This window comes from Candidatus Pantoea floridensis, assembly GCF_900215435.1.
GTDB lineage: Bacteria > Pseudomonadota > Gammaproteobacteria > Enterobacterales > Enterobacteriaceae > Pantoea > Pantoea floridensis.
On sequence record NZ_OCMY01000004.1, the window covers coordinates 27,399 to 49,487 of the forward strand.

The following is a 22,089-nucleotide window of genomic DNA, read 5'->3' on the forward strand; positions in this document are numbered from 1 at the left end:
TCTTCTTTCCGGTCTGGCCTTTCGCGGCAAGGGCCAAGTAGCAACGACGAAGAGAGGGTATAAAGGGGCGGAGGCAAAAAGTTTTTGTAGCCCTTTCGCAAAAAGTTTTTGCCGGAGTGCATTTAACCCCTTTCTGCCTGAACCGGCGGTGCTACGACCAGCCCTCCGCGCAAGGGCTGGCCGGAACGCAGGGAAGCGTCAGAAGGAACGTTGCAGACCGCCCCGCGGGCTGGCCCTGAAGTCCCGGCGGGGTTTGCCGGGACGGTGAAAGCGACGGCGAAGCCGGCAGCAGCCGTTGACTTCAGCCATCAGACCCTAGCCGTCAGGCACGGAGCGCGGCCTTTCGCGTTCCGGCGGAGCTTACCGGCTTTGCCGGTTAGCGCAGTAGGGCTCGACGACCCGGCTTGCCGGGGAGCCGAAGGGGGGCAGGCTTCGGATTTGGATTTGGATTTGGATTTGGATTTGGATTTGGCGACATAAAACCCACAAAAAATCGTTATATCTGGGCAGTTTTCGATGGAAATGGCTTTTCCCCGCATAAAACTTCCACATTTTGACTGGACAACTCAGATGCATACAGGCGCGGAAGCGGGCGCCGGAGGCGCCTCCTCCCGCCGGTCGCCGCGGGCGACAGGAAGGTTTTTCGGCCGGAAAGGGGCGCCGGGCTTCCCTGCCCTGCCCCGGCTTATTTTTCCAGTGCCGCGATAACCGTTCTGATGGCCTCATGTTCCTCTGGCCAGAGGCGAACCGCCGTTCCCTCTCCGCCCTGCGCATCCTCAAGCCGCATATAATCGCCCGCCACGCGCAGCACCTGTGCCAGCGCGCTGGCGGACACGGTGACTTCCCGCGCCTGCGCTTCCTCCTCGCGCAGGTTTGTCAGCATTTCCCTTACCTCGTCCCGCCCGATTCCATAGCGGCGGTGGTCGCCATCCTCTGCGATGAACTCCAGCACCCTACCCGCCTCTTTTTCTGTGATATCCATGCACTCCGCGCTTTCCAGCACGTCTTCCAGCGTCCAGACCAGTACAGCAACCGGGCTGTCTTCACCGAATGACTCCAGCAGATGGGTGCACACCTCTTTAACGTTACCGTGCATCATGTTTTTTCTCCTGTTAACGGGGCGGCCTGTGCCGCCCCGTGGGTTAATCAGTCCAGCGCGGCAAAAATCGCGGCGGCTTCGGGGTGGGCAAAGGCATAGTCGGTCAGCTGGCGGTGGCGGCGGCAGTAAAGCGCACACAGCTCCGTGTCATCATGGCGGTCATACATCCAGCTGCGGTGGTTCAGCACCAGAGAGGTGATCACGATGCCCGCCGCCTCGCTGCTCAGGCGCACGTCGCTGTGATTTGCCGGGTTAACGAAACGCCAGGTTTCCTCCGCTGCGGGCTTCATGAAGCCACCGCCGGACGGCAGCAGCGCGAAGTCCCACACGCCGCCGTCGTAGTCCGCAAGGTAACGATCGGCGTACAGGTACACGTTGTTTTCGGCGCGCATAAAATCATCGCCGAACAGCACGGGCAGGAAACGCAGACGCACGTAGCCGTCAAGGACGCGCGCGGACTCAAAAGCAGGGGTGGCAGTATTCATCAGAAATCTCCGCAGTCAGGGTGGTGAACAGTTCCGGCCTGTGCCGTGACTGAATGACAGCCCGGCGAAAAGCGGAGTGTTCAGGAGCGGTGACGAGGCCGCAGCGCAAGCGAACGGAGGCGGGATTACGGACGGCGCAGACGCGAAGCATGAGCGGAGGCGCGACGGGAGTAAGCGCGCCGGAGAGAGTGCGAACGGGGGAGGAGACGAGCTTGCGGCTCTTGAACACGCAGCGGCCGGGCTAAAGTGAAGTCACGGCACCGGCCGCAGACCGCACGGTTTTTATTCCCCCCGCCGCAGGCGGCATCAATGAGGCGCGCAGCAACATCCATATTGTCTTGTCCACATCCGGGGTGCATATCCGCCCCGGAACCCTGTGGATAAAACTGGCCCTGCCGTGCGCCGGCAGGGGTGCAGAGTGGCGTTCGTTTTTTAACCAGTCACGCCCTCAGGTGTTTCTGTATCACGGCCGCGCGGCGGTACAGTTCAACCAGGTCGTTATCGATCCCCTCGATCAGCAGGCCCGTCATGCGCTGTTCGCGGCTGGCGCCGTGCCAGAGCTGGCGCGCAATCATGTCGCGCAGGCGCAAGTGAAACTCGTACAGCGATTCCTCAAGGTCGGCGATGTCGGCCGCCAGGGTATCGTTGTCAGGGTGCATAGTGTGATCGTTCATCGGGTTATCTCCTTTCATCAGGCCGCGCGGGCGTCGCGGTGGGCATACAGGCGGCGCAGGCCGGCGGCGTGGTACTGCTCCATCAGCTCGATACCAATCCAGCGGCGCCCGCACGCCTGAGCGGCCACGCACGTTGAACCGCTGCCGGCAAACGGATCCAGGACAATGGCGCCGGGCTGCGTGAAGGTCTCAATCAGCGGCCGCAGGGCACTGACCGGCTTTTCGGTCGGGTGATGGCGGTTGCCGGTGTACTCCCACGGCATCACATCAGGCAGCGGCTTCGCCGGCAGCGCCGGACGCCCTTTGGCCAGCACGTAGGCGCTTTCGTGCTGGTAGCCCACAAAGGCAGACTTTGAGGCGTAAGGCTTGGTGAAGACGATGTGGCCCACCACGCGGAACCCCGCCGCCTTCCACGCCTGCATAAAAATGTCTATCCGGTTCCAGCCGTAGAAGCTCACCGCCAGGCTGTTGTCTTTCAGCACCCGGAACATTTCGTTGCTCGCCGGCTGCACCCACTCGCTGTTCACGTCGTTGGCAATTGAACGGCCGGAACGGTCCTTAAAGCCAACCAGGTAAGGCGGATCGGTGAGGATGAAATCAATACTCTTGTCCGGAAAGCCGCCCATAACCTGTACGCTGTCGCCGTGCATGAATCGAGACATAGTGATGCTCCTGTGTATGAAGGGGGCACCGGTAGTGGTGCCGTGACCTCCACACAGACGGGCGAACAGCGGAGCAAACAGGGGCGACACCGCAAGCCGCACGCCCCGCCGGAGCGGACTGAATGTCCCGCGCACGGCGGGGAACGGGTGAGGATGTCGGCGACAGCTTCCCTTGTTTGCGAGGCCGCCCGGCTACCGTGAGGGCACGGCACTTTACGCCCGCCGTTTTCCGGCCGCAGGACGGGAGACGGCATGAAAGCGGAGCGTAGCGACAACCTTTTAATAATGAGAAACGGGAGGTTGGCGGGTGAGCGGTGATACTGACAACCGATTAAGGCAACGCACCTCAGGCCCAGTCAGCGTATCGGCTAAGGTTGTCCGACCGCGCCGACCCGTACGGGCTGAAATCAAGTTAGCCTGCGACAGTCAGGAACACTAAACAGGCCGCCGGACAAGGTGGTCGGTTCCCCAGGGTGCAACGGCCGTTTTGAACCAGTCCCGGAAATACCTGTCACAATGAGTGAAAAGATTGTTCTCTGTAACGAATTTCACCCGCCCTGAGCGGGTATTTTTTTGTCTGAAATTCCGTGGCACTGCTAAGGGCAAAAAAAATCCCGCCGGAGCGGGTGTCATATGAGGATGACTACATCAGGGAAGTCGGTTTAATCGCTCACTCCTGAAAAGTCAGGGTACGCGCTACGATTTAGTTTAAGTTTATTTATGATTTTAGGGAGGACTACAGAGCCGCCCACATTCAGAGTTAGCACCTATCCAACTGTATTACATAGATTAATTTAATTTAAAAAAAAGAATAGCGATCCTGAAAATTTTAGTAATCACGCTATATTTAAAGCTTAACTGATACTAAATAAGGAGTTTACCGATGAATACTGACCCATTACGCGGGGGAGCCGGAAACTTTGCAGCAGACCGTGCCCGCGCGGCAGAAGCCGGAAGCAAGGGGGGCAGGGTGAGTGGCGGCAACTTCCGCAATGACCCTGATCGCGCGCGGGAAGCAGGCCGTAAGGGCGGAAAAATCAGCCGTCGCAAATAACGTGGCACGTTCTGCGCTCCACCGCTGCGATAAATCCGGTCTGAAGTCTTACCCTCAGACCGGCCTCCTTACTCCTCCTGCAGCATGGCGGCCTCAATAGCCTGCTCCAGATGCCACCAGTTAAAGCCCTCGTTCGCATCATGATGGTCTTCGGCATACTCCATGGCCGCCGCAATCTCCTGCGGCGTCAGGGAGGGTTTAATGGCCAGAAAATCCTCTGCCAGCCAGAAGGTGCCGCAGCACAGCTCGTCATCGCCGACTGCAGCCAGCCGCATCCTGAATTCCCGTACGGTCATTGATCTCATTGCTATCCGGCGGGTCGCCCCGCCGCCTCCGGTTTAGCCGCCGTAGCTGGCCACGTTGTCGATAATCCAGTCCGGGCCGGTCACGTCCCGGTACCCGTCATCATCCGCGTCCTCACTCCACTCGAGCGTCTCACAGCGCTCATCCAGCTGAATGCCGCCTGAGTAGGTCGCCCATCCGCAGTAGTCGCAGCCTGCTTCGGCATACCAGTGCTCAGCGGTGACGCCGTAACGTGCGGTCAGGGCGCACAGCACCTCCGGCGAGGGCGGCGACCAGGGCGTATCAAAATCCGCGTCAAAGGTGGTGTCGGCGAAGTACGACAGGTTAAGGTCGTGCCCGTGTGGCCACTTCGTGCCGCAGCGGTCCACGGTATCCGTAAATCCGTCCGGTACGCCCTCAAGCAGGCGGCCGTTATAGCCGTTGATTTCGGCATCCAGGCGCGGCGGGATCAGCTGCAGCATGTCGAACGGCAGGGATCTGAGGGGAAGCGCCTCTTCAAGGCAGAGTCCGTCCCATTTGTCAGTCAGTGCCTGCCCGCTGATTGTCCAGTGCCAGTCACCCTTCTTTTTCTCCCACAGCGCGCTGATCGCCGTCTGCTGCTCTCCGGTCAGGGACGCCCACGTCATGTGTTGCAGACCGCTGGCCAGCCACAAATCGTGCAGCCGTTCGCAGGTCTCCGGCGTCAGCTCCGCGCCGCTGCGCAGCAGTTCCAGCCACTGCGTAAACGCGTGGTTTTCCGGCGTATCGCTGCCCGCCGTCACGGTCAGTGCCGGATAAGGCGCATATTCCGTTGCGGTCGTTGGGCGCAGCAGCCCGGCGCAGCCCGCCAGAAAAAGCTGGATCCCCTCCCCCGCAGCCCGCACGTATCCGGGCGCGCCAGCGCACCCTTCCATCAGCGTTTTCACCTTCGATACTTCCTCTTCCGGGCCTGTGACCCGCAGCCTGTTGGCACACCAGTTCGGCATGTCGACTCCTCCGTTAAGGGTTGCACGGTGCCATCTGCACCGTGCCGCCACGGAAGCCGGGCAAACAGCTGAGCAAACAGGGGCGACAACGGAAGCCGCACGCTCCGCCGGAGCGGACTGAATGTCCCGCGCACGGCGGGGAACGGGTGAGTATGTCGGCGCAGCTTCCCTTGTTGGCGAGGCCGCCCGGCTAAGGTGAAGGCACGGTGCAGTTTAAGTAGGCGAAGCCCTGCAGGAGTGTTAAAGCGATCAGCCGGCGTCAGGCGAAGCGAAGACGCCGTTAAGAAGCGGAGCAGAGCGACGTCCGACAGAATTCATTCTCAGCGGAGAGAAAACCGTAAAAAGTGCAATTTCTGCACTTTTTCTCGATATTATGGTTGGATCTTTCAGTAAGGAGAATGCTCATGACGGGATGGCAGCTGAGACTCTGGCGCAAGGGGATGATGTGGAGCCGTGAAAAGGCCGCTACAGAGCTGGGCGTCAGCCTTCGCACCTACAAGGACTACGAAAACGCCGAAACCGTGAAGCGGGCGGTGGCAATGGCTACCTTCACGTTGTCACTTATTAACGTCATGCCGGCACTGAAGTCCGATCAGATAAGCAAAGATCTCTTGCTGAAGATGCTCGGGGAAATGACGGCCGACGTCTGTGGAAAATAAAACTGGTCGCCTTTCAGGCAGATGAGACTCTAAGCGACGTGCATTCGACAAAGGATACTTGCCAGAAAAATCCGCCTCAATAATACTGTATATAAAAACAGTACTAGTTTAAGGAGGATTTTTTATGCGTGACGTACAGACAGCACTCGACTTATGGCCAAACCATCTGCAGGGGACTGCACAATGAAACCGGCTATCTGTTCTCCGGACCTGACTCTGCTCTGGCCCCCCCTCTTTACACCTCGCATACGCGTGCCGCTTTATGCTGAGCCCTGCGCGGCTGGCTTCCCCTCCCCCGCACAGGATTATGTCGAAAAAGAGCTCGACCTGAACGAGCTGTGCATCCGCCGGCGCGCATCGACGTTTTTCGTACGCGCCAGCGGCAGCAGCATGCAGGATCTCGGCCTGTTTGATGGCGACGTCATGGTGGTAGACCGTGCAGAAGAGGCCGCGCACCACGACATCGTCATTGCAGAGGTGGATGGCGAGTTCACCGTCAAGCGCCTGCAGCTGCAACCGCGCCTGGCACTACTGCCCATGAATCCGGCCTACCCCGTCATTTATCCGGAAGAACTCCAGCTGCTTGGCGTAGTCACCTGGTTTTTTAACAGCACGCGTGCGCGCCGGAGGTAGCTATGCCTATGTTCGGTCTGGCCGATGTGAACTCGTTTTATGCGAGCTGTGAGGCGCTCTTCCGCCCTGATCTTCGCGGAAAACCGGTAGTGGTGCTCAGCAACAATGATGGTTGCGTCATCGCGCGCAGCGCCGGCGCCAAAAAGCTCGGCATAAAAATGGGCGCGCCGTGGTTCCAGATAAAAACCCAGGACTATCCAGAACGCGTACATGTGTTCAGTTCGAATTATGCGCTGTACCACAGCATGTCGCAACGTGTAATGACGGCACTGGAAGAAATGACCCCTCGCGTAGAACAGTACTCAATTGATGAAATGTTCCTTGATTTAACCGGCATCGATGGCTGCGAAGACTTTGAGCACTTTGGCCGGCGCCTGCGCACGCACGTGCTTAACACAACAGGTCTGACCGTAGGAGTAGGCATGGGTCCGACTAAAACCCTTGCAAAATCAGCGCAATGGGCGAGTAAAGAATGGAAGCAGTTCCGCGGCGTATTTGCACTGACGCCTGGCAATCCTAAACGTACTGAAACCCTTCTGGGCAATCAGCCGGTAGAGGAAATCTGGGGTGTGGGACGTCGCATCGGCAAGCGCCTTAATCTGATGGGAATCGAAAACGCCTTGCAGCTGGCGCGTGCGCACCCTGCCCTGATCCGCAAAAATTTCAGTGTTGTTCTCGAGCGAACCGTGCGCGAGCTCAACGGAGAATCGTGCATTCCGCTCGAGGAGCTGCCCCCGGCGAAGCAGCAAATCGTTTCCAGCCGCTCTTTTGGCGAACGCATCACTACAAAGGTGGCCATGCAGGAGGCACTCTGCCAGTACGCCGCTCGGGCAGCTGAAAAGCTCAGGAAAGAGCGTCAGTACTGTCGGCACGTTGGAGTATTTATACGAACCTCTCCACACGCTAAGGATGAAGTGTTCTATGGAAACAGCGCCGGCGAGAAGCTGGCCCTGCCAACACAGGATACGCGAGACATCATTGAGGTGGCCATGCGATCGCTGGACCGCATCTGGCTGGAAGAGCGCCGTTATATGACCGCCGGCATCATGCTCGATGACTTCACCCCGAACGGCGTCAGTCAGCTGAATCTCTTTGATCACACGCAACCCCGGGCAAATAGCGCGCAGCTGATGAAGGTGCTGGATGGCATAAACCAGTCAGGGCTGGGTAACCTGTGGTTTGCGCGTCAGGGTGTCAACAACGAATGGAAAATGAAACGAGAGTTGCTCTCTCCTGCCTGGACAACAAACTGGAAAGATATCCCTGTGGCGTTTATTAAATAAGGCTTTAGGGCTGGGTAAAATAAGAAGATTGATTTGAGAAGCGCTGCCAGATCGAAGCAGCGCATCAGCTACTGATACTTTGGCCGGATCATTGTACTTTTTTCACAGTAGACCACGCTGTTTGCTGGCACATCTTTAGTCTCGTAGGCCATAGCTCCTATCGTCACATTATCACCAATAGTGATGTCACAAGTGAAATACTGAGCGTTCAGGTTATTCTGTCCAACGACGAAATGGTACAACAGCCCCGACCCGAGAATCTTTAGTTTCATTTGGTACTAATTGCATTGGAATTCAGTGCCTTATCAAGCCATACTAGACAATCTGGTTATTCTGTCCAGTGCTGGTTTATCCAGAGTGATTCCACTTGAGCGGCTTTTATTAAGCCAGCCTTCCTCTTATTCTCCTCAACTGGTCAGGCCATATCAGGATCATAGAATGCAGACGAAAAAAAACCGCCTGTAGGATGGGCGGTTTCTTTCTCTTGGCCTGTTAGGAGCAGGCTAGAAGTAACTAAAACATGTTCAATCGACAAAGCAATTGTAGTACCTGCATACTTCTGTGTCCACTTCAATATTGCATGTCCGTCCCTGACTACTCACTATTTACATAAGTACAATTTATTAAAATCTGCTGACAGTTATACATACTTTGAGATATGATCTTAGCGTCGTTGTCTTGTCGGAATGTTGCGGTTTCGGTGTAAGGGTAAGGTTGAACAGTTACTTGTAGTAAGTATTTGTCGTCCAATTCTTATACCTACAATGCGCCTTATTACAGTTGTCCAAGTAATGTAATAAGACGTTTTAACCGTATGGTTAGCAGTCGGAGCGTAGGAACTCCAGTTGGGCTTGCTGCTGATCTGTATCCACACCGCTACTGAGACATGTTCAATCGACATTGCTTGTCGCGGCAAAGCGGGGACTCAACTCAGGCGGAGCCAGGTAGCCCTTTTTAAGGGACGCGACTATGAAAAAGATAACGAAATGCATTGCCGGTTTCGCTCTAATTCTAAGCTCACTAGGTTTTACGCCGACCGATGATTCCAAGTCAACCAGCACAAACTGGTTTTCCGGGAACACCATCGTAATCGTCGTAGGCCAAAAGGCAAAGTAACCATAAAAAAACCTTCTAGGTGAATTTTTCGCGGTCGTAAGGCCGCGTTTTTATTTTAATTTTTGTTCATTCTCTTTTTGCTGCAAGTGATATTTCCCCCTGCCGTTTCAAACCAGTACCAGCCCTTGATGATCACCTCCGCCAGTAATCTGCCTCGTCTATCTGGACGTGCAGGTAATTCCGTCCAGTTCTGCTGGTAGGTGGAGATCTGGCCTACTATTAACATTTTTTAATAAGAGGAATCTGCGCATGAAAAGAGATACAGCTATTGAATTCGGTCTTCAGAAAATTAAGAACGCTATAAATCAAGCCAACCAATCAGGTACGCATAACGTAAGCGTCAAGCTACCAGAGCAGGAATACAAAGCAGTTATGCAAGACATTTGTACTGAACTTGCTAAACCAGATAATCACAAAATGGACGAGTAAGCGGCCTTTTTACGCCTTTCGTGTAATTCCCCACGCCTTATGGACAGTCCGGTAATTCTGAATACAAGGTATATCATATGATTCTGTCAAAGATTCCGGCGTTGAATCCGCTATTAATCAAAATATTCGCATCACTATCTGACAGCTCTTCAAAGACTTTATAAACAACACCAGATTTTTCAAGAAAAGTACGAGACCCAATCAAGTAGTCATGTTTCCCGTCAAAGGCGTAGTTGAATAAGGATTGCAACTCTAATGGTATTTTTGAAGAATATATGGTCCAGAATATAGATGCATCAAAAATATAATTATCCACTTCAACCCATGCGTGTCCATCCCAGAGGCCAGAAAAATCGGATCCACCGGAAAAAACGGGTTTGATAGGTTTGTGTGCAAAGACAAGTTTGTCATATAAAGTTAGACTTCCAGTAACGAACCTAGGTTTTAGATCAAAGTGATCATGTATTTGAGCAAATAATAGCGCCCCCATATACAGGCATACACCTTCCTTTTTATTAGTTATAGCCAGCACTTCTTTCATTATTTCATTAATTTGTTGGATTTGTTCTCTCATATACACCTCCCCAATATGACAGCGTTATGTCTGTGTCGGTTGCACCGATAAAGTTAGACATCATCATAATTCCCGCCCCGATTTGAAGCACAGCACTTTGTGTCCATTGCTGGCATAACTTGCCATCGATGCGGCGGTGCGGTCGCAGAACTGCTGGCATACCATCGCCGCTACGTAAACTCCGCACTAGCCTGGACGTTCAGGTGTTTCTGTCTACGTTTGTACCCTGCCTACGCCAGATCGACCACCACGCATGGGGTTTACCCTGAAGTGCTGCTTTATCCTGAAGCAATTCAGCACTCACTACCCCCTGAAGCAGTGAAACGGAGTCTCTCGCGGCATCACGACAGGAATCGATTACTTCTATTTCATTGGGTTTCCTGAGAAGAATAAATTGCGATACCTTTTCCTGTGTGGCAAACGCGTAGCCTCGCAATTCTGACGAAGAGGTAAGACTCACAATATTATGCAACCGCATATAATTGATGTAGTCCTCGCCACCCGGATCACATGATTCAAAAAGATATTTCTGCATTAGCGTTTGCGATGAAGAAAGAAAATCGATATAGCGGTCTGTTTTTTTATCTATATCCCGCAGTCGTTGAGCTACTTCTTCTTTCCATATTTCTTGGCGGTGTGTTAGTTTCAGCGTAACCCAGCCGCCAACAATGGTGATTAACGCACCCAGCCCAATTTTTACGGCACTGTCAGCTACATCCACCCACTCAACCGCCATTTGCTAACCCTTCTATTTCAATGATGACCTTGGCTGTCAGTATAAATCCCCGGCGGATTTGACAGGCAGGTTTTTCTGTCCAGTTCCACTGGCCGTGTCGGATCTAGCCTGGTTGAATGGTTTGACCGTGGAGTCATGGAATAATAATGTCGCTGTAAGACTTTTTGCATCAGTATGGACGTATTCATTCGGGGGCAGCGATGCGATCAGGGCTGGGATGGCTTTTGTTCTTGCCACCATTTGTTTTGCCCTTACAGTCCTTTGCCGTAAAGGTTTCCTTTATTGCCAGTTCAAACTGAAGCAGCACCAGATACCGAACTAAGGCCGCGCCAGCGGCCTTAGTTCTGCCCCTCGCTTAATTCCCCGGCCAACTGGACGTACAGGTTATTCTGTCCATTACCGGCATCCGGTCGGCTACAGCTGCGGGGGTAAGCATCTGTTTTGCTGCCACAACCGGCGAGCTCCAGCTGGCGCCGGGCGCTTGACTGCTGTCAGACCGTCAGTTCCTTTAATCTCTATCCCACCTGTATTCCGTCCAGTTCTGCTGGCGATGAGTGAACCATCCTGGTAATATCAAAGTACTACTATAAGCGGAGCCAATGCTGAGTTCACAACCCGAACCGACAATTGTTATTAACGGTACCACCCTTACTGATACACAAGTAATGACTCTCCGCTGCGCCTGTTCTGATTTCGGCTCAGACCTGCTTGAGCATGGTCTTGATGATGATGAAGGCGGTAAAGCAATGACTGCTGGCTATCTGGCGAGACCAGGCGAGTTGGGTAAATTACTGCATTTACACTGTGAATGTTCGCTGGAACGTTAAAGGTACGTCAGTAGCCGTCACTCTCAATAATTTTTCACTCGGCAGGTTCAAAAATGAAAAATAAGATTAAAAGATCGGAAATTCTTTCCTGGGCAATATTTACCATTATCGTATCGAGCGTGTTTTTGTACTGGCGTCTTACTACCCATAGTCTTTCCCTGTATTCCATCATTGATGCACTTTGGCCTGCAGCAATGTGTTCTGTAGCTTTCATCGGCATACTGCTCAACCTACGCATTCTGATTAGAAAAGCCTAAAATCAAGCCACACTGGACAATCTGGTTATTCTATCCAGATTGCGCACACTAATTCCGTGCTGGTATGCCCGGATCAGCTGGTTGAAAATGTATACATCACATTAGGAGTGGCATCTCAATGGAAACAGAAAACTTACAAGAACAGGAAACTTTCCCGCAGACGACGCTCAGCGAGCATTTGACTCCTGAACAGTTAGCGATACTCGCACGCATAGTTTCGACAAACACGCAGCCCATCCTAGATGAAGTACCACCGTTCAGTCAGGATGTTCTTGAACAGTTCCGGCAGATGCACCGTTAAAACCGCATCATCGTACCCGCCGCCGTGTCAGCGGCTTTTTTTACGCTCAAAGTCTCATCCTGCCAATTAACCTGACACGACCATTATTCTGTCCATTGGCTCTGATTGTAGTCCTCAAAAGCTTCAGTCTGCTTAATCTCTTTGATGACTCGCAACCCCGGGCAAATAGCGCGCAGCTGATGAAGGTGCTGGATGGAATCAATCGGTCCGGGTTAGGCAATCTGTGGTTTGCGCGTCAGGGTGTCAACAACGAATTTGCAGTTATAGTGAGTCTGTGCTCTATTTCAGTTGCAATTATTGTGAGCCAAAATTTGCGCTGATTGCGAGTCCGACTGTTTTCGATTGCGAGTCGCTACTGATTTTGGCCTGTGTCGGTGTGGTTCCGGCGATTTGCATCGCTTCGTCGGCGCTTTGCTTGAGTTCTGCGTCAATACGCACATTCACATTTACTGTAGCCATTATTTACCCCCTTTCTCCGTGATTTGGCGAATGAAGCGGAACGTCAGATAGATGGCGGTGTACCCTGCGAAAAGAGTAATAATAGGCATCAGAATTACTCCAAATAGGGCATAGAGTTTGGCGGCGATTTCGCCCGAATCACTCTTCATGCGTACTATATCTTCATTTGTAAATCTGGATATGAAATAAATACCGGATACTGCCAACGTGTAACAAAGGGCAATTACTTGTTCGGATATTTTTGTACTTGTATTTGACTTATGATATTTCATTATCTGTCGCTCCGGTTACTGGAATAAATCACTCTGGTTTTCAAGGAAATGATAACTCAAGGCGGTTTCTTCACGCCGGATTTTGTCCTGTCCTGCATAGAAATAATTGCTGGCATTAGGCCAGCTGCTGCCGTGCAGCCAACGCCAGAAATGCAGGCAAATTATCATGGCGCCAGCCGCCGGCGACCGCAAAAATGCTGGCAAAGCTCCCCCGTAAAGTAATCACCGCGCCAACCTGGACGTTCCGGTCATTCATTCCAATCAGCCCGCCCTAACCCCTGAATCGGTGGGTAATCAGGGTATAGAGCTTTCAACAGCTGACCGGCACACCGCATTTTTGTTGCCTCCCCGCTCGCGTCCGACACTATCCCCGCTGCCAGCAAAACATGCTTTCACGCTTGAACGAAACTGCACATTCGGAATAAATGTCCAGTGACGCTGCCGGGTAGATCGGCATTTTTTTTAAGTTGACTAGCGACCGCTCAAACAAATTAGAAAACAAAGGAAATGATATCAATTTAATATTACTTAAGCATCTATTTAATATCATTTAAACACTGAATTAGCACATTTCGCATTAAGTAAGTCTTCCTGCCATAGCAGGCATATCCTGGTAAAACCGCCGTCGCTGGCCGGCATCCTGAGTGGCCGTATCTGAGGAGAGTCTCCGGCTATGTGCTGTGCAGAGAAGGAAACGGCTCTCATTATGGGCGTGAATACGAAGGAAATAAGGATGCACCGGCAGAAGGCTTTGGCTCATTTCTGACGCCATCCTCTGCAGTACGTGTGGGTTTAAAATCAGCAGGGAAAGGGATGAAAAATTGCGGAGAGGTACTGGTTTACACAGCTGCCTTCATGCTGCAGTCGTTCAGGCCGGAGCGTGTCATCAGCATAGCCTTCTGACGAGATGAACAGAAGGCTAAGAAACGGATACAGGAGCTCACAACATCAAAACGGGCTGATGACAGAAACAGGACGCTTAGGGCTTTCAACCTGGGAACGGTCAGGTTTACCGACGCGGCACTTCACATAAGCAGGCCGAATACGGTATGTCTGACCGGCGATCCTCAGCCACTCAGAAATACATCGTGTGCAGGGAAGCAGCATTATCGCGCAGAGAATGCTGCATTAACAGTTCACGATGGGTGCAGCATGCAGTCTTTGAGTCGCATCAGATAGATGTTAATCAAACATTCTTTCAATGTGTTAATACTATCACTACAGTATAATAGTAATATCACTTTAATATTAATCTAGCGTCCCGACCTTACCCGCCTACCTGCGCTCCTTTATCCAGCAGCTGCCGCACCGCCATCCGGATGAGTGCGGCACGGGACAACCCTTCATGCTGAGCAAGGTCGTCCAGCTGGGAAATGATGCTGGTATCAAACGTGACCGTGATCTGCTCACGCTGGCCTTTCTTGACGCCACGTTTTTCCACTTTATTTCCATCAGGTGCGTCATTGATGAATTTCTCAATCTGCGCCTGTTCCTGTGGTGGCGCAGTTGATGATTTGGGTCTGGAAGTAATAGCCATTACACATCGCCTCAATACTTAATTAATATTACAATAATATCACATCAATATTTAAATACTATAGAAATGAGTTTCTCGAGTTCTTCCTTCGCAGGCTTCTCATGCGGTTTAAGTTTTAGCTCAACAACGGAGCGGCCGCTGCCGGCGGCATTGGCAAATGCTTTACGCATATGCAGCAGGTGGTCCAGTACGGGGATCTCATCCGCATACTCTGACATAGCCGCCACCATCTCCTGATTATCTTTACTGCGCGGGTTAACGTCAGCCCTGTTGAGAATTGAGAACGCAGGGAAAGGCTCACGGATGCTACGTGCCTCCTGAAGCATTTTCACGACGTCTTCCATAGCCCAGGCCTCAAAGCTGCCCGGCACAAACGGTACCAGTGCATAATCCGTTAGAGTGAGCGCGGCCCTCATTGCTGTTGAATCTCGCCCGCCACATTCGATGATGACGTCATCATAGTTATCTTTCTGCTGCAGAACCTGCGTTCTCAGCACCGGTCCGTCAGGATAATGAGAGCAGGCGATACCAGGCTGCACATCCGCTTCAGAGCGGATCAGAATTGCCGTCTGAGATGAGCCCTGTTTGTCCCCGTCAACGAGCCAGACCTTCTTCCCCTGAAGCGCACGGGCAATGGCAATGTTGACTGCGAGAGTAGATTTGCCCACGCCACCTTTGGTATTCACGATAGTTAAAATCATATCAACAGCGCCTCACTTTAATATTAAATTGATATCAAAACGGATTCCTTCGATCTGAGACTGATTGTAGTCAAGATGAATCTTAAAAACAATCATAACAACATCACTATGATGCATTTTTAATATTAAAATAGCATTAATACAACATTGATAAAAGGTAGTTAATCCGGATGTCTTTAACGCAATAGGGCAGGGAACTGGTAAGGATAGGGCAGGGATACAGAAACGCTGCAGGCTGCCGATAAACACGGAGGAAAAGCCGTAAGGTCTGAACAGCACTGAACCGGCATGAGCACACAACCAGCCTGAGGGACTTTATGAAAAACGGACACATCTCGTTCAGCACACTGTATACCATCATGCGTGATTACTTTACCGCCGCGCTGCCGCACCCTGTGTCCAAGCAGTCCGCAGATATTGTTAATGCGCATCTTGCTCAGGCCAGTTCAGGCTTTAGGGTTTCAGGCTCCCCGATAAGGGTGACCTCTGCAGCGCAGCCAACCGCTGCCATTGACGCTGCTCTGATTGAGAAGGAAAAGACGCAGGGGCTTGATGAGGACATCATCGCCATGGTCCGCTGGCTTATGAATAACGGCTATCTTGAGCTGGAGACCAGCGGAAACGCTTACTGCCGGGCAACGGACAAGATGCTGCAGACCAAAACGCTGCAGGTTTGATCGCCGGCAGCCAGTAGTTCACGGGAGGTCGTTGCTGCGGCCTCCCGTTCAGCCCGCATCAGGGCGCAATCCAGAATCCCATACGACGCCGTCTTTCATCCATGGCGCGCGTCCAGCTGGCGATCGTATCTTCCATTGGTTTCTTAATCATTCCCTGGTTGAACTCTCTCTCTACGTCATTTTTATTCTGGTATTCAGCGTCGTAGCTGTCTTCATACACGGCTATTTCACGCGCCAGACGTTCAATCTCCGCATCCAGCGCGGCGTCAGTCATCCTGTCAAAACAAGTCATCGTCCTTAGCCTCCCTTAATACCCGGGTAGTTCCGCTGCCCTCTGGCGGGCAGTTCGTCGGGCATGACCAGCGCGCGCGCTTCCTCCGGCGCCATCGAGAACCGCACGCCGAGCTGGCGCGTGACGTCCAGCGCCATCACCTGCGTATACCACTCCGTCGACTTTTCATCCTTATGGCCCATCATCGACTGGATGACCTTTTTCGGCACGCCGTGCTGAACCAGGTGCATCGCAAACGAGTCCCTGAAAGTTTTCGTTGTGATCGGCCGGATGCTGAAGGTGACGCCGTCACGCTCTGCGGCTTTGACTGCCTGCCTAATCCAGGTGCGGACGGTGTCCGGGCTGTCGATGTCCCAGATGCGCTCGCCCTTTTTCAGCCTGACAGTGGCCAGATACTCGCGCAGCCGGCGCACGTAGCCCGGATCGGTGAGCGGGACGGCGCGGGGGGGATTGGCTTCGGCCTCGCGCAGCGCAGCCTGGTCCTCACGGGTCGGCCGGCCGCGGCCGCGCTGCTTCTGCCGGTCCTCATCCCGCCGCTGCTTCAGTGTGTGCAGCACCGCGAAGGGTGCCCCGAGCGCGCGCCCGTCGGGGCCGTCGAGCGCAAAATCTTCCGGCGTCAGCGGCAGCACCTCGTTCAGCCGGCCGCCGGTGTTCCAGAACGTCTCGATCAGCAGCCTTTTCCGCTGGTCGCGTTCGGCGTCGAGCAGTAGCGCCACCTCTGGCGCCAGCAGGTAGCGGGGCATGGCCGTGCCGTAGTGCGCCGCAAGGTTGCGCAGCGCCAGCGCCGAGGCATAGTCAAAGTAGCGCGCCGCGCTGCCGCCGGTCACGTTCTGCGCGCTGACGTCGCTGGGTGAAATCTGCGAAAGTTCGCGAGGAAAACCTCTCAATTTTTCAATCTCCGCAATCTGCATCCGTGGAGCGTATTTTCGCGCATCTGTCCAGAAAAACCGACCGCAATAAATCGGTGATCGGGTGAGGGCGAATCGGTCTTTTTTCCCCTATACGGAATATAACCTGGTACGCCTGCGCGCGCACGCGGCGCCGCTTCGGGAATGGGCACGATTGCGACATCGCTATCCCTCTGACGTGGTTCAATTTTTCCATTGTCAGTGCCAAAAACGACGGGGTCAGGGCGACACCAGGCACTCTATGGTAGATGCCTGGTCGCGCATATGATTGTAAGATGAAGGGCTTCCCCTCTGGAAACAGATTCGCCATGCGGTAATCGCTGTGAATGAAAGCCTGGTAAAAGGAAAAAACCGTGTATAACAATCTCTACGCTCTGACTGACAGCCTCTTCTGGTCTGATGAACTGTTAAAAAATGAATATGCAGATATAGAATTCACAGAATTACTGAATGAGCTGAATGAATACAACGAAAAAATAGACCGGCTAATAAGCGACCCAACGAACGATTTACAATCTTCACGCCTAAATGTTTATATGGCCGGAGACAAAAACATTGCTAACTACCGTAGCGGACTTTTTTCGATGGACAGAGTCATTCTGGATGACGTTCTCTACTCACTAAGTCAGCGACACAGGTTGAAATTAACAGAAAACATCATTGAAAAATTTATCGAGACTGATGGTAATGAAAAGTCTGTTATTCTCAGGAAAGAGATATCTTCTTTTATACGCTTTGCTAAGGAAAACTTCCCGCTCATACAAGGTGAATTTATTGTTTTCGCAAGGAGCAAATCGGTAATTAAAGAATCTGAAAGGGCTGACGGCATATTAGCCGACAACGCTGAATCGAAATTCATCTACCGTTATCTTCCGGCTGAAATAGCCCGGCTCTATGAAAAAAAATTATCTGTTCAAAATATTGAAAGATTAGGGAAAAGCAACAGATTCCGTTTTTTAGACAAAAGCGTTCTAGCAAATGAAATTATGATTAAAATTGAGGACTGTAGAAGCCCGTATACCAACGGCTACATGTATCAGCACGCCGGAAAAGTCACTGATAATGGTGATAGCATAGTATTTTCAGATGTTGTGATGGGTAATCACAGCGGAAAAAAAAGCTATGAAAGATGGGTCCAGGGAGCAAAAAACCGCACCGTTCTCTTTCACTACAGGAATCTCATAGCTGACCTTGAGCAGGCACATGCAGGAAGGGCTTCCCTTGGTACCTACTGTCCTTTTCAGGGTGAAGTGCTTCGTAAGCTGGATCCGAAAGATGAAGTGCAGAGAGTCAAACTTTCCGTAGATATGCCGTTCTTGGAAGGAGTGACTCCCGGTGAACTTTTCAGCATAAGAACTGAGTTCGAGGCGAGCTTTAATGCATTCCGGGCGGTGTTACGTGACACTGCTTTTGATATGGAGGCAGAGAGCGACCCTTACCGGAGGGAGCTAATAAATAAACGTTTTACAGAGAGAGTCTGGGATGAAGGACTGAGTGATATTGAGCAAAAAATCCACGCATATAAGCGTAGAAGTAAAAAAGACCTCTTGCTGAATGTCGCGCCGGCAGTGATAGGAATCATAGGTGCACCAAGCTGGATTACGATGACAACAGGCGCTATATCGCTACTGAAGGGGCTGTATGACATCAACAGTCACTCTGCTGAAATTCAGAGTCATCCTTCCTATTTCCTACTTAAGGCGTCAAAAACGAAAGATAAAAATAATTAACATCGAGTCCAAATAAAGGAATAAACGACTAAGAATATCTATCATAAAATAACAGCAGCTTCCGGTAACGTCCGTCGCTCTAAGGCTATAAGCCACCTGATCGATGCTAGTTTGAAGATTAAAATTCGTGGTGAATCCGATGATTTCTAAACTCATACTCATAAAAAAATCGCTGACGCCGGGCAAACCCGGAAAATTAGTTTTAAAGAGAACACTCAGCAATAAAGACGCAGACAGCCTGGTTATGAGCATGCTGGACATTGAAGCATTTGCTCAACACTATCTGGTGTACGAATGCGCAATGATTAACTATGACTCGTTTATTTCAGCTGACAGTGCACTTATTGAAAAATTTAAGCACTACGGAAATAACCCCGGCGAAAACCTGTTTGGTGAGTTTAGCCGGGATCTTAACCTGACGCTGCTAAATTTTTTGACGTCCGTTAAATTAATGCTGGAATATCTTGAAAAATCGCTCAGCAATAAATACGGTAAAGGATCAGAGGAATTTCAGCGCTGTAAATCCGTTCAGAACGGTCATTATGACGATAAATTTTCGTACCGCTTTATGTACGAACTGCGCAATTATATGCAGCACAGTGGTCTTCCGCCCATTAATTATGAGGCAACAAAAGAGTTTGGCATGCGCGATGGAAAGCCAGGATTTTTGGCTAACATGCATGTTGGTTTTAACCGTACGGCGCTGCTTCAGAATTCGTACAAATGGAAAGCTGTCGTCAAAAATGAAATGGAGGCTATGACCGGCGACATTCCCGCGCCAACCTACATGCATGAATACATGATAGCCGCGCAGGATATATTTTTGCGATCAACTGACAGAGCGCTTTATCAACGCGCCCTGAATGCCAAGCAGGCGCTGCTGACGGCGCTGAACAAGCCTGATTTTTACTATAAAGATGAACATATCATCGTAGCTGATGACGGCACTACCACGGATATTATGTCGCTGCCGCTAGTGCGGCTCAGCGCCTCACTGTTGGGTAAGTTAGATCAGTTCACCGGGCAGCTCAGGCAAAACGGCATCGATGACTGAACTTTCAAAGCAGACATTTGTAAACCAGGTAGTTTACTCTGAATGCCTGGTATCATAGACGACAGTCGAACTCACTCATCAGTCGACTCATACAAACCGGAAAAGAAGCAATAACAAATCAATGGATCACCGACAGCATGCACGGCATTATTGTTGTTACTGCATTAAGCCCAGAGTGAGGAGTTATGTTTAACAGGAGCATCACTTGACTACAGAAATCAGCATAGCCATTCAAAACGCGCTTCAGTTAGAAAACGCAGATAATATTAAAAGCTACTGGGCAGGGATTTATCTTTCCGTACTTGAATCGCTCGTCTTCCAGAATAATACGTCTATCGGGTTTCATCAGCTCTTAAAGAAAGAACTCCCCCTGACGCTCGCCAGTCTTAAAGCCAACTCAAACATGAGTACACTGAACGCACTTCTGAGCACTACATATAAAAACCATAGCTTTGAATACATTATTCGAAATATGTTTAACACCTATAAATATCAAACATTGTTTTTCAATCTGATTGATAAACTTTGTGAAGAAAATGATTGTGATAGCCGCAGCCCTTTATACTGCAAATATTTTATACTGGGTAAAGACTCTGTCACTCAGCACCCTGAAATTGACAGATTCGACTTTCGGGTTAAAACGAAAGATGGTTGGATCTCGGATAAATCAAAAATAAAAGAATATATGCAGCATTGTGATGCAGCAATTCAGGTTAGCTATTACGAAGAAAAGATAAAGGTGCTTTTTTTGGGTGAAATTGAAGGCAAGCATGGTGACAAGTTGCTCAGACCTTCCTTCTGGATAAATGATAAAAAGGGACTAGCCGAGAATCGCTGTTTTCATTTCGGTATTGGTGTAACGCCGACCCCGGATGATCTGAAAATAATCGAAAATCTGCCAAGGCAGAAGGTCAGTCAGACGCTTGTTCCGGTAGGAAAAAACAATGTGGTCGTAAACACATTTGAGCAGGTCACGGATTTGCCGAGCGATGTCAACTATGCTCTGGAGGACATGAAGAAAAAATTTAATGATAACGAGTTTAATAAACCCAACTCACTATTTTCAGATGTTTTTTACAACAGCATTAAGATTGTTCTAGATTTAATCAATGAATACTGGAACAAAAATATAATGGAACTACTTATTGAGCTCAGGAAACTTATAGACAATTGGCCAAACAATCTCGATGTCACGATTGAGGTAATCAATGATGGCAGGGAATTACTCAGTAGTAAAAGCCTGGTTTATACCATACCTCCGCTTGCGGGATCTGATGTTTTCATTCGTCAGGCCAAGTCTATTGAAAAACACGTAATTGAAACCAAGAAAGTCACTCCCGGAGACAGTAATATTTCAATATCGTCTGTGTTTACAGGGAATTTCCTTTTACCACGAAGAAAAAGGATAACTAAACCCTAAAAAATCACATCCAATAATGGGTGAAAAGTATCTAATTTGCTAACTATGGTGATGTTATGGATAGAAGCCGGTGGTTCCGTGAGTTTGATTTAAAAAAGAGTGACGATAACAACCTTTCTGGAGTTAGGGGTAACTCTTTGGAATACGACTTTTATGTGGTTTACGTGAAAAATAAAGAGCTTAGTAAAACCGAATTTCTGGTCACTGATTATGAGGACGATAATTTAAAGGCGCTTCAGTTTACAGGAAATATGTTCAACTCAGAGATTTCCTTAAAGCCAGCTGATTTAAGCGATGACCAATTTTATGTTGAGCACTGGTATAAGGGTTATCAGTTTAAATATAACGGACTTGAGCAACTCAATGGAAAAAATTCAATAGATAAAAAACAGGCTGCATTAACTATACAAAAAAAATAAAAGTATACAGGCTCAGTTTAATAAAAGGCCTTTAACGCTAAGCAGTCGACAGACAATTTTGGAGGCGTTAACAGATATATACTTTGAAAGTAACATGCGCGAACCTGTCTATACGGTTCAAATTTTAACGAGACTTCACAAATTCTTCTGGATGTATCATCCAGACAGTGATTCATTCATGTCTAAAACCACGTTTATTCTTAACTCACTGGTAGCCAGTGGCGATCTTAAACTCATCAATACTGGAAGTTATGCTCCAGAACCAAAAGCGCTTGCTACGCTGGAAGAATACAAGATTAAAGCTAAACAGGATGAAAAGGATCATCGCGATAAGACCTGGGCGCTTTTCTGGAGCGGTCTTGCAGTCGTATTTACCTGCCTGAGCGCTCTCGGAACGCTGGTTCAGGCCGGCATGCTGGGTCCATTTAAACTGCTTTAGGAGCAAAGAAACTCATTAGATTGATGTTTTATCTCCATTGCCTATAAGTTTATTTTACCCTATGAGCATTCACCTAGAGGGATGGATGATCCAGTACCTCATCTAGTTTGCCCGACATGTTCAC

At 50.5% G+C, this 22,089-nt stretch carries 29 protein-coding genes and 1 pseudogene; 14 read left to right on the forward strand and 16 right to left on the reverse strand.

Annotation, left to right across the window (positions count from 1 at the left end):
• Positions 1 to 685: 685 nt before the first annotated feature.
• From CRO19_RS25140 to CRO19_RS25155, 4 genes are all read right to left on the reverse strand, one after another.
• Positions 686 to 1,099: a DUF1380 family protein gene (locus tag CRO19_RS25140; RefSeq protein ID WP_097098553.1), complete on the reverse strand. Its 414-nt coding sequence runs from the start codon at positions 1,097 to 1,099 to the stop codon at positions 686 to 688.
• A 47-nt stretch (positions 1,100 to 1,146) separates the two neighbouring features.
• Positions 1,147 to 1,584 (reverse strand): antirestriction protein, encoded by a 438-nt coding sequence (locus CRO19_RS25145; RefSeq protein WP_097098554.1) that lies wholly within the window; start codon positions 1,582 to 1,584, stop codon positions 1,147 to 1,149.
• Between the two features lie 440 nt (positions 1,585 to 2,024).
• Positions 2,025 to 2,258, reverse strand: a complete 234-nt coding sequence (locus CRO19_RS25150) for a YubE family protein (protein WP_097098555.1) — start codon at positions 2,256 to 2,258, stop codon at positions 2,025 to 2,027.
• Between the two features lie 17 nt (positions 2,259 to 2,275).
• Positions 2,276 to 2,920, reverse strand: a complete 645-nt coding sequence (locus CRO19_RS25155) for a DNA methyltransferase (RefSeq protein WP_097098556.1) — start codon at positions 2,918 to 2,920, stop codon at positions 2,276 to 2,278.
• 883 nt (positions 2,921 to 3,803) lie between these two features.
• Here CRO19_RS25155 and CRO19_RS25160 point away from each other — a divergent pair.
• The gene (locus tag CRO19_RS25160; RefSeq protein WP_097098557.1) at positions 3,804 to 3,974 is read left to right on the forward strand and encodes a con-10 family general stress protein; all 171 of its coding nucleotides are present in this window, start codon (positions 3,804 to 3,806) and stop codon (positions 3,972 to 3,974) included.
• Between the two features lie 68 nt (positions 3,975 to 4,042).
• Here CRO19_RS25160 and CRO19_RS25165 read toward each other — a convergent pair whose 3' ends face one another.
• Together CRO19_RS25165 and CRO19_RS25170 are read right to left on the reverse strand one after the other, a co-directional pair.
• Positions 4,043 to 4,249 (reverse strand): hypothetical protein, encoded by a 207-nt coding sequence (locus tag CRO19_RS25165; protein WP_320204574.1) that lies wholly within the window; start codon positions 4,247 to 4,249, stop codon positions 4,043 to 4,045.
• 63 nt (positions 4,250 to 4,312) lie between these two features.
• A complete protein-coding gene (locus tag CRO19_RS25170) occupies positions 4,313 to 5,242 on the reverse strand; it encodes a DUF1281 domain-containing protein (RefSeq protein ID WP_097098559.1) in 930 nt (309 codons plus the stop codon).
• 404 nt (positions 5,243 to 5,646) lie between these two features.
• On the opposite strand from CRO19_RS25170, the gene CRO19_RS25175 reads away from it, so the two are divergent.
• From CRO19_RS25175 to CRO19_RS25195, 4 genes are all read left to right on the forward strand, one after another.
• Complete coding sequence (locus tag CRO19_RS25175; protein ID WP_097098560.1) at positions 5,647 to 5,901, forward strand: helix-turn-helix domain-containing protein; 255 nt, start codon at positions 5,647 to 5,649, stop codon at positions 5,899 to 5,901.
• Between the two features lie 183 nt (positions 5,902 to 6,084).
• Positions 6,085 to 6,534, forward strand: coding sequence for a translesion error-prone DNA polymerase V autoproteolytic subunit (gene umuD, locus CRO19_RS25180; protein WP_097098561.1), 450 nt, complete (start codon positions 6,085 to 6,087; stop codon positions 6,532 to 6,534).
• Between the two features lie 8 nt (positions 6,535 to 6,542).
• Entirely contained in the window at positions 6,543 to 7,817 is a 1,275-nt protein-coding gene (umuC, locus tag CRO19_RS25185; protein ID WP_097098621.1) for a translesion error-prone DNA polymerase V subunit UmuC, read from the forward strand.
• Positions 7,818 to 9,182: 1,365 nt separating this feature from the next.
• A complete protein-coding gene (locus tag CRO19_RS25195; RefSeq protein ID WP_097098563.1) occupies positions 9,183 to 9,362 on the forward strand; it encodes a hypothetical protein in 180 nt (59 codons plus the stop codon).
• 73 nt (positions 9,363 to 9,435) lie between these two features.
• On the opposite strand, the gene CRO19_RS25200 is transcribed toward CRO19_RS25195, so the two are convergent.
• On the reverse strand, positions 9,436 to 9,936 hold the full coding sequence (locus CRO19_RS25200) for a hypothetical protein (protein ID WP_097098564.1): 501 nt from the start codon (positions 9,934 to 9,936) through the stop codon (positions 9,436 to 9,438).
• A 199-nt stretch (positions 9,937 to 10,135) separates the two neighbouring features.
• Positions 10,136 to 10,672, reverse strand: a complete 537-nt coding sequence (locus tag CRO19_RS25205) for an HAD family hydrolase (protein ID WP_097098565.1) — start codon at positions 10,670 to 10,672, stop codon at positions 10,136 to 10,138.
• A 599-nt stretch (positions 10,673 to 11,271) separates the two neighbouring features.
• On the opposite strand from CRO19_RS25205, the gene CRO19_RS25215 reads away from it, so the two are divergent.
• On the forward strand, positions 11,272 to 11,499 hold the full coding sequence (locus CRO19_RS25215) for a hypothetical protein (RefSeq protein WP_097098567.1): 228 nt from the start codon (positions 11,272 to 11,274) through the stop codon (positions 11,497 to 11,499).
• A 34-nt stretch (positions 11,500 to 11,533) separates the two neighbouring features.
• On the opposite strand, the gene CRO19_RS25220 is transcribed toward CRO19_RS25215, so the two are convergent.
• Positions 11,534 to 11,713, reverse strand: coding sequence for a hypothetical protein (locus CRO19_RS25220; RefSeq protein ID WP_097098568.1), 180 nt, complete (start codon positions 11,711 to 11,713; stop codon positions 11,534 to 11,536).
• A 161-nt stretch (positions 11,714 to 11,874) separates the two neighbouring features.
• Here CRO19_RS25220 and CRO19_RS25225 point away from each other — a divergent pair, with 161 nt between their 5' ends.
• Positions 11,875 to 12,057: a hypothetical protein gene (locus tag CRO19_RS25225; RefSeq protein WP_097098569.1), complete on the forward strand. Its 183-nt coding sequence runs from the start codon at positions 11,875 to 11,877 to the stop codon at positions 12,055 to 12,057.
• Between the two features lie 125 nt (positions 12,058 to 12,182).
• Positions 12,183 to 12,314 (forward strand): annotated as a pseudogene (locus tag CRO19_RS26555) (DNA polymerase V subunit UmuC); the annotation flags it as partial.
• 37 nt (positions 12,315 to 12,351) lie between these two features.
• Here CRO19_RS26555 and CRO19_RS26205 read toward each other — a convergent pair.
• From CRO19_RS26205 to CRO19_RS25245, 5 genes are all read right to left on the reverse strand, one after another.
• Complete coding sequence (locus CRO19_RS26205) at positions 12,352 to 12,516, reverse strand: hypothetical protein (protein WP_176519266.1); 165 nt, start codon at positions 12,514 to 12,516, stop codon at positions 12,352 to 12,354.
• A complete protein-coding gene (locus tag CRO19_RS25235) occupies positions 12,516 to 12,788 on the reverse strand; it encodes a hypothetical protein (RefSeq protein WP_097098570.1) in 273 nt (90 codons plus the stop codon). Before CRO19_RS25235 ends, CRO19_RS26205 begins: the two co-directional genes overlap by 1 nt.
• A gap of 115 nt (positions 12,789 to 12,903) precedes the next feature.
• Complete coding sequence (locus tag CRO19_RS26210; protein WP_176519267.1) at positions 12,904 to 13,044, reverse strand: hypothetical protein; 141 nt, start codon at positions 13,042 to 13,044, stop codon at positions 12,904 to 12,906.
• Between the two features lie 1,011 nt (positions 13,045 to 14,055).
• Positions 14,056 to 14,325 (reverse strand): ribbon-helix-helix domain-containing protein, encoded by a 270-nt coding sequence (locus CRO19_RS25240; protein WP_097098571.1) that lies wholly within the window; start codon positions 14,323 to 14,325, stop codon positions 14,056 to 14,058.
• Positions 14,326 to 14,369: 44 nt separating this feature from the next.
• Positions 14,370 to 15,026, reverse strand: coding sequence for an AAA family ATPase (locus CRO19_RS25245; RefSeq protein ID WP_097098572.1), 657 nt, complete (start codon positions 15,024 to 15,026; stop codon positions 14,370 to 14,372).
• A gap of 317 nt (positions 15,027 to 15,343) precedes the next feature.
• On the opposite strand from CRO19_RS25245, the gene CRO19_RS25250 reads away from it, so the two are divergent.
• Positions 15,344 to 15,703 carry a hypothetical protein gene (locus CRO19_RS25250; RefSeq protein ID WP_097098573.1) on the forward strand — a complete coding sequence of 120 codons (360 nt, stop codon included), beginning with the start codon at positions 15,344 to 15,346 and terminating at the stop codon, positions 15,701 to 15,703.
• Positions 15,704 to 15,761: 58 nt separating this feature from the next.
• Here CRO19_RS25250 and CRO19_RS25255 read toward each other — a convergent pair whose 3' ends face one another.
• Both CRO19_RS25255 and CRO19_RS25260 read right to left on the reverse strand, forming a co-directional pair.
• Positions 15,762 to 15,995, reverse strand: a complete 234-nt coding sequence (locus tag CRO19_RS25255; RefSeq protein ID WP_097098574.1) for a hypothetical protein — start codon at positions 15,993 to 15,995, stop codon at positions 15,762 to 15,764.
• 5 nt (positions 15,996 to 16,000) lie between these two features.
• Positions 16,001 to 16,906 carry a tyrosine-type recombinase/integrase gene (locus tag CRO19_RS25260; protein WP_320204575.1) on the reverse strand — a complete coding sequence of 302 codons (906 nt, stop codon included), beginning with the start codon at positions 16,904 to 16,906 and terminating at the stop codon, positions 16,001 to 16,003.
• A gap of 350 nt (positions 16,907 to 17,256) precedes the next feature.
• Between CRO19_RS25260 and CRO19_RS25270 the strand changes: the two genes are divergently transcribed.
• From CRO19_RS25270 to CRO19_RS25290, 5 genes are all read left to right on the forward strand, one after another.
• Entirely contained in the window at positions 17,257 to 18,633 is a 1,377-nt protein-coding gene (locus CRO19_RS25270) for a hypothetical protein (RefSeq protein ID WP_097098575.1), read from the forward strand.
• Positions 18,634 to 18,772: 139 nt separating this feature from the next.
• Positions 18,773 to 19,687 (forward strand): hypothetical protein, encoded by a 915-nt coding sequence (locus CRO19_RS25275; protein WP_097098576.1) that lies wholly within the window; start codon positions 18,773 to 18,775, stop codon positions 19,685 to 19,687.
• A gap of 205 nt (positions 19,688 to 19,892) precedes the next feature.
• On the forward strand, positions 19,893 to 21,107 hold the full coding sequence (locus CRO19_RS25280; protein ID WP_097098577.1) for a hypothetical protein: 1,215 nt from the start codon (positions 19,893 to 19,895) through the stop codon (positions 21,105 to 21,107).
• Between the two features lie 56 nt (positions 21,108 to 21,163).
• The gene (locus tag CRO19_RS25285) at positions 21,164 to 21,526 is read left to right on the forward strand and encodes a hypothetical protein (RefSeq protein WP_097098578.1); all 363 of its coding nucleotides are present in this window, start codon (positions 21,164 to 21,166) and stop codon (positions 21,524 to 21,526) included.
• 178 nt (positions 21,527 to 21,704) lie between these two features.
• Positions 21,705 to 21,965, forward strand: a complete 261-nt coding sequence (locus tag CRO19_RS25290; RefSeq protein WP_097098579.1) for a hypothetical protein — start codon at positions 21,705 to 21,707, stop codon at positions 21,963 to 21,965.
• The last annotated feature ends 124 nt before the right edge of the window (positions 21,966 to 22,089 follow it).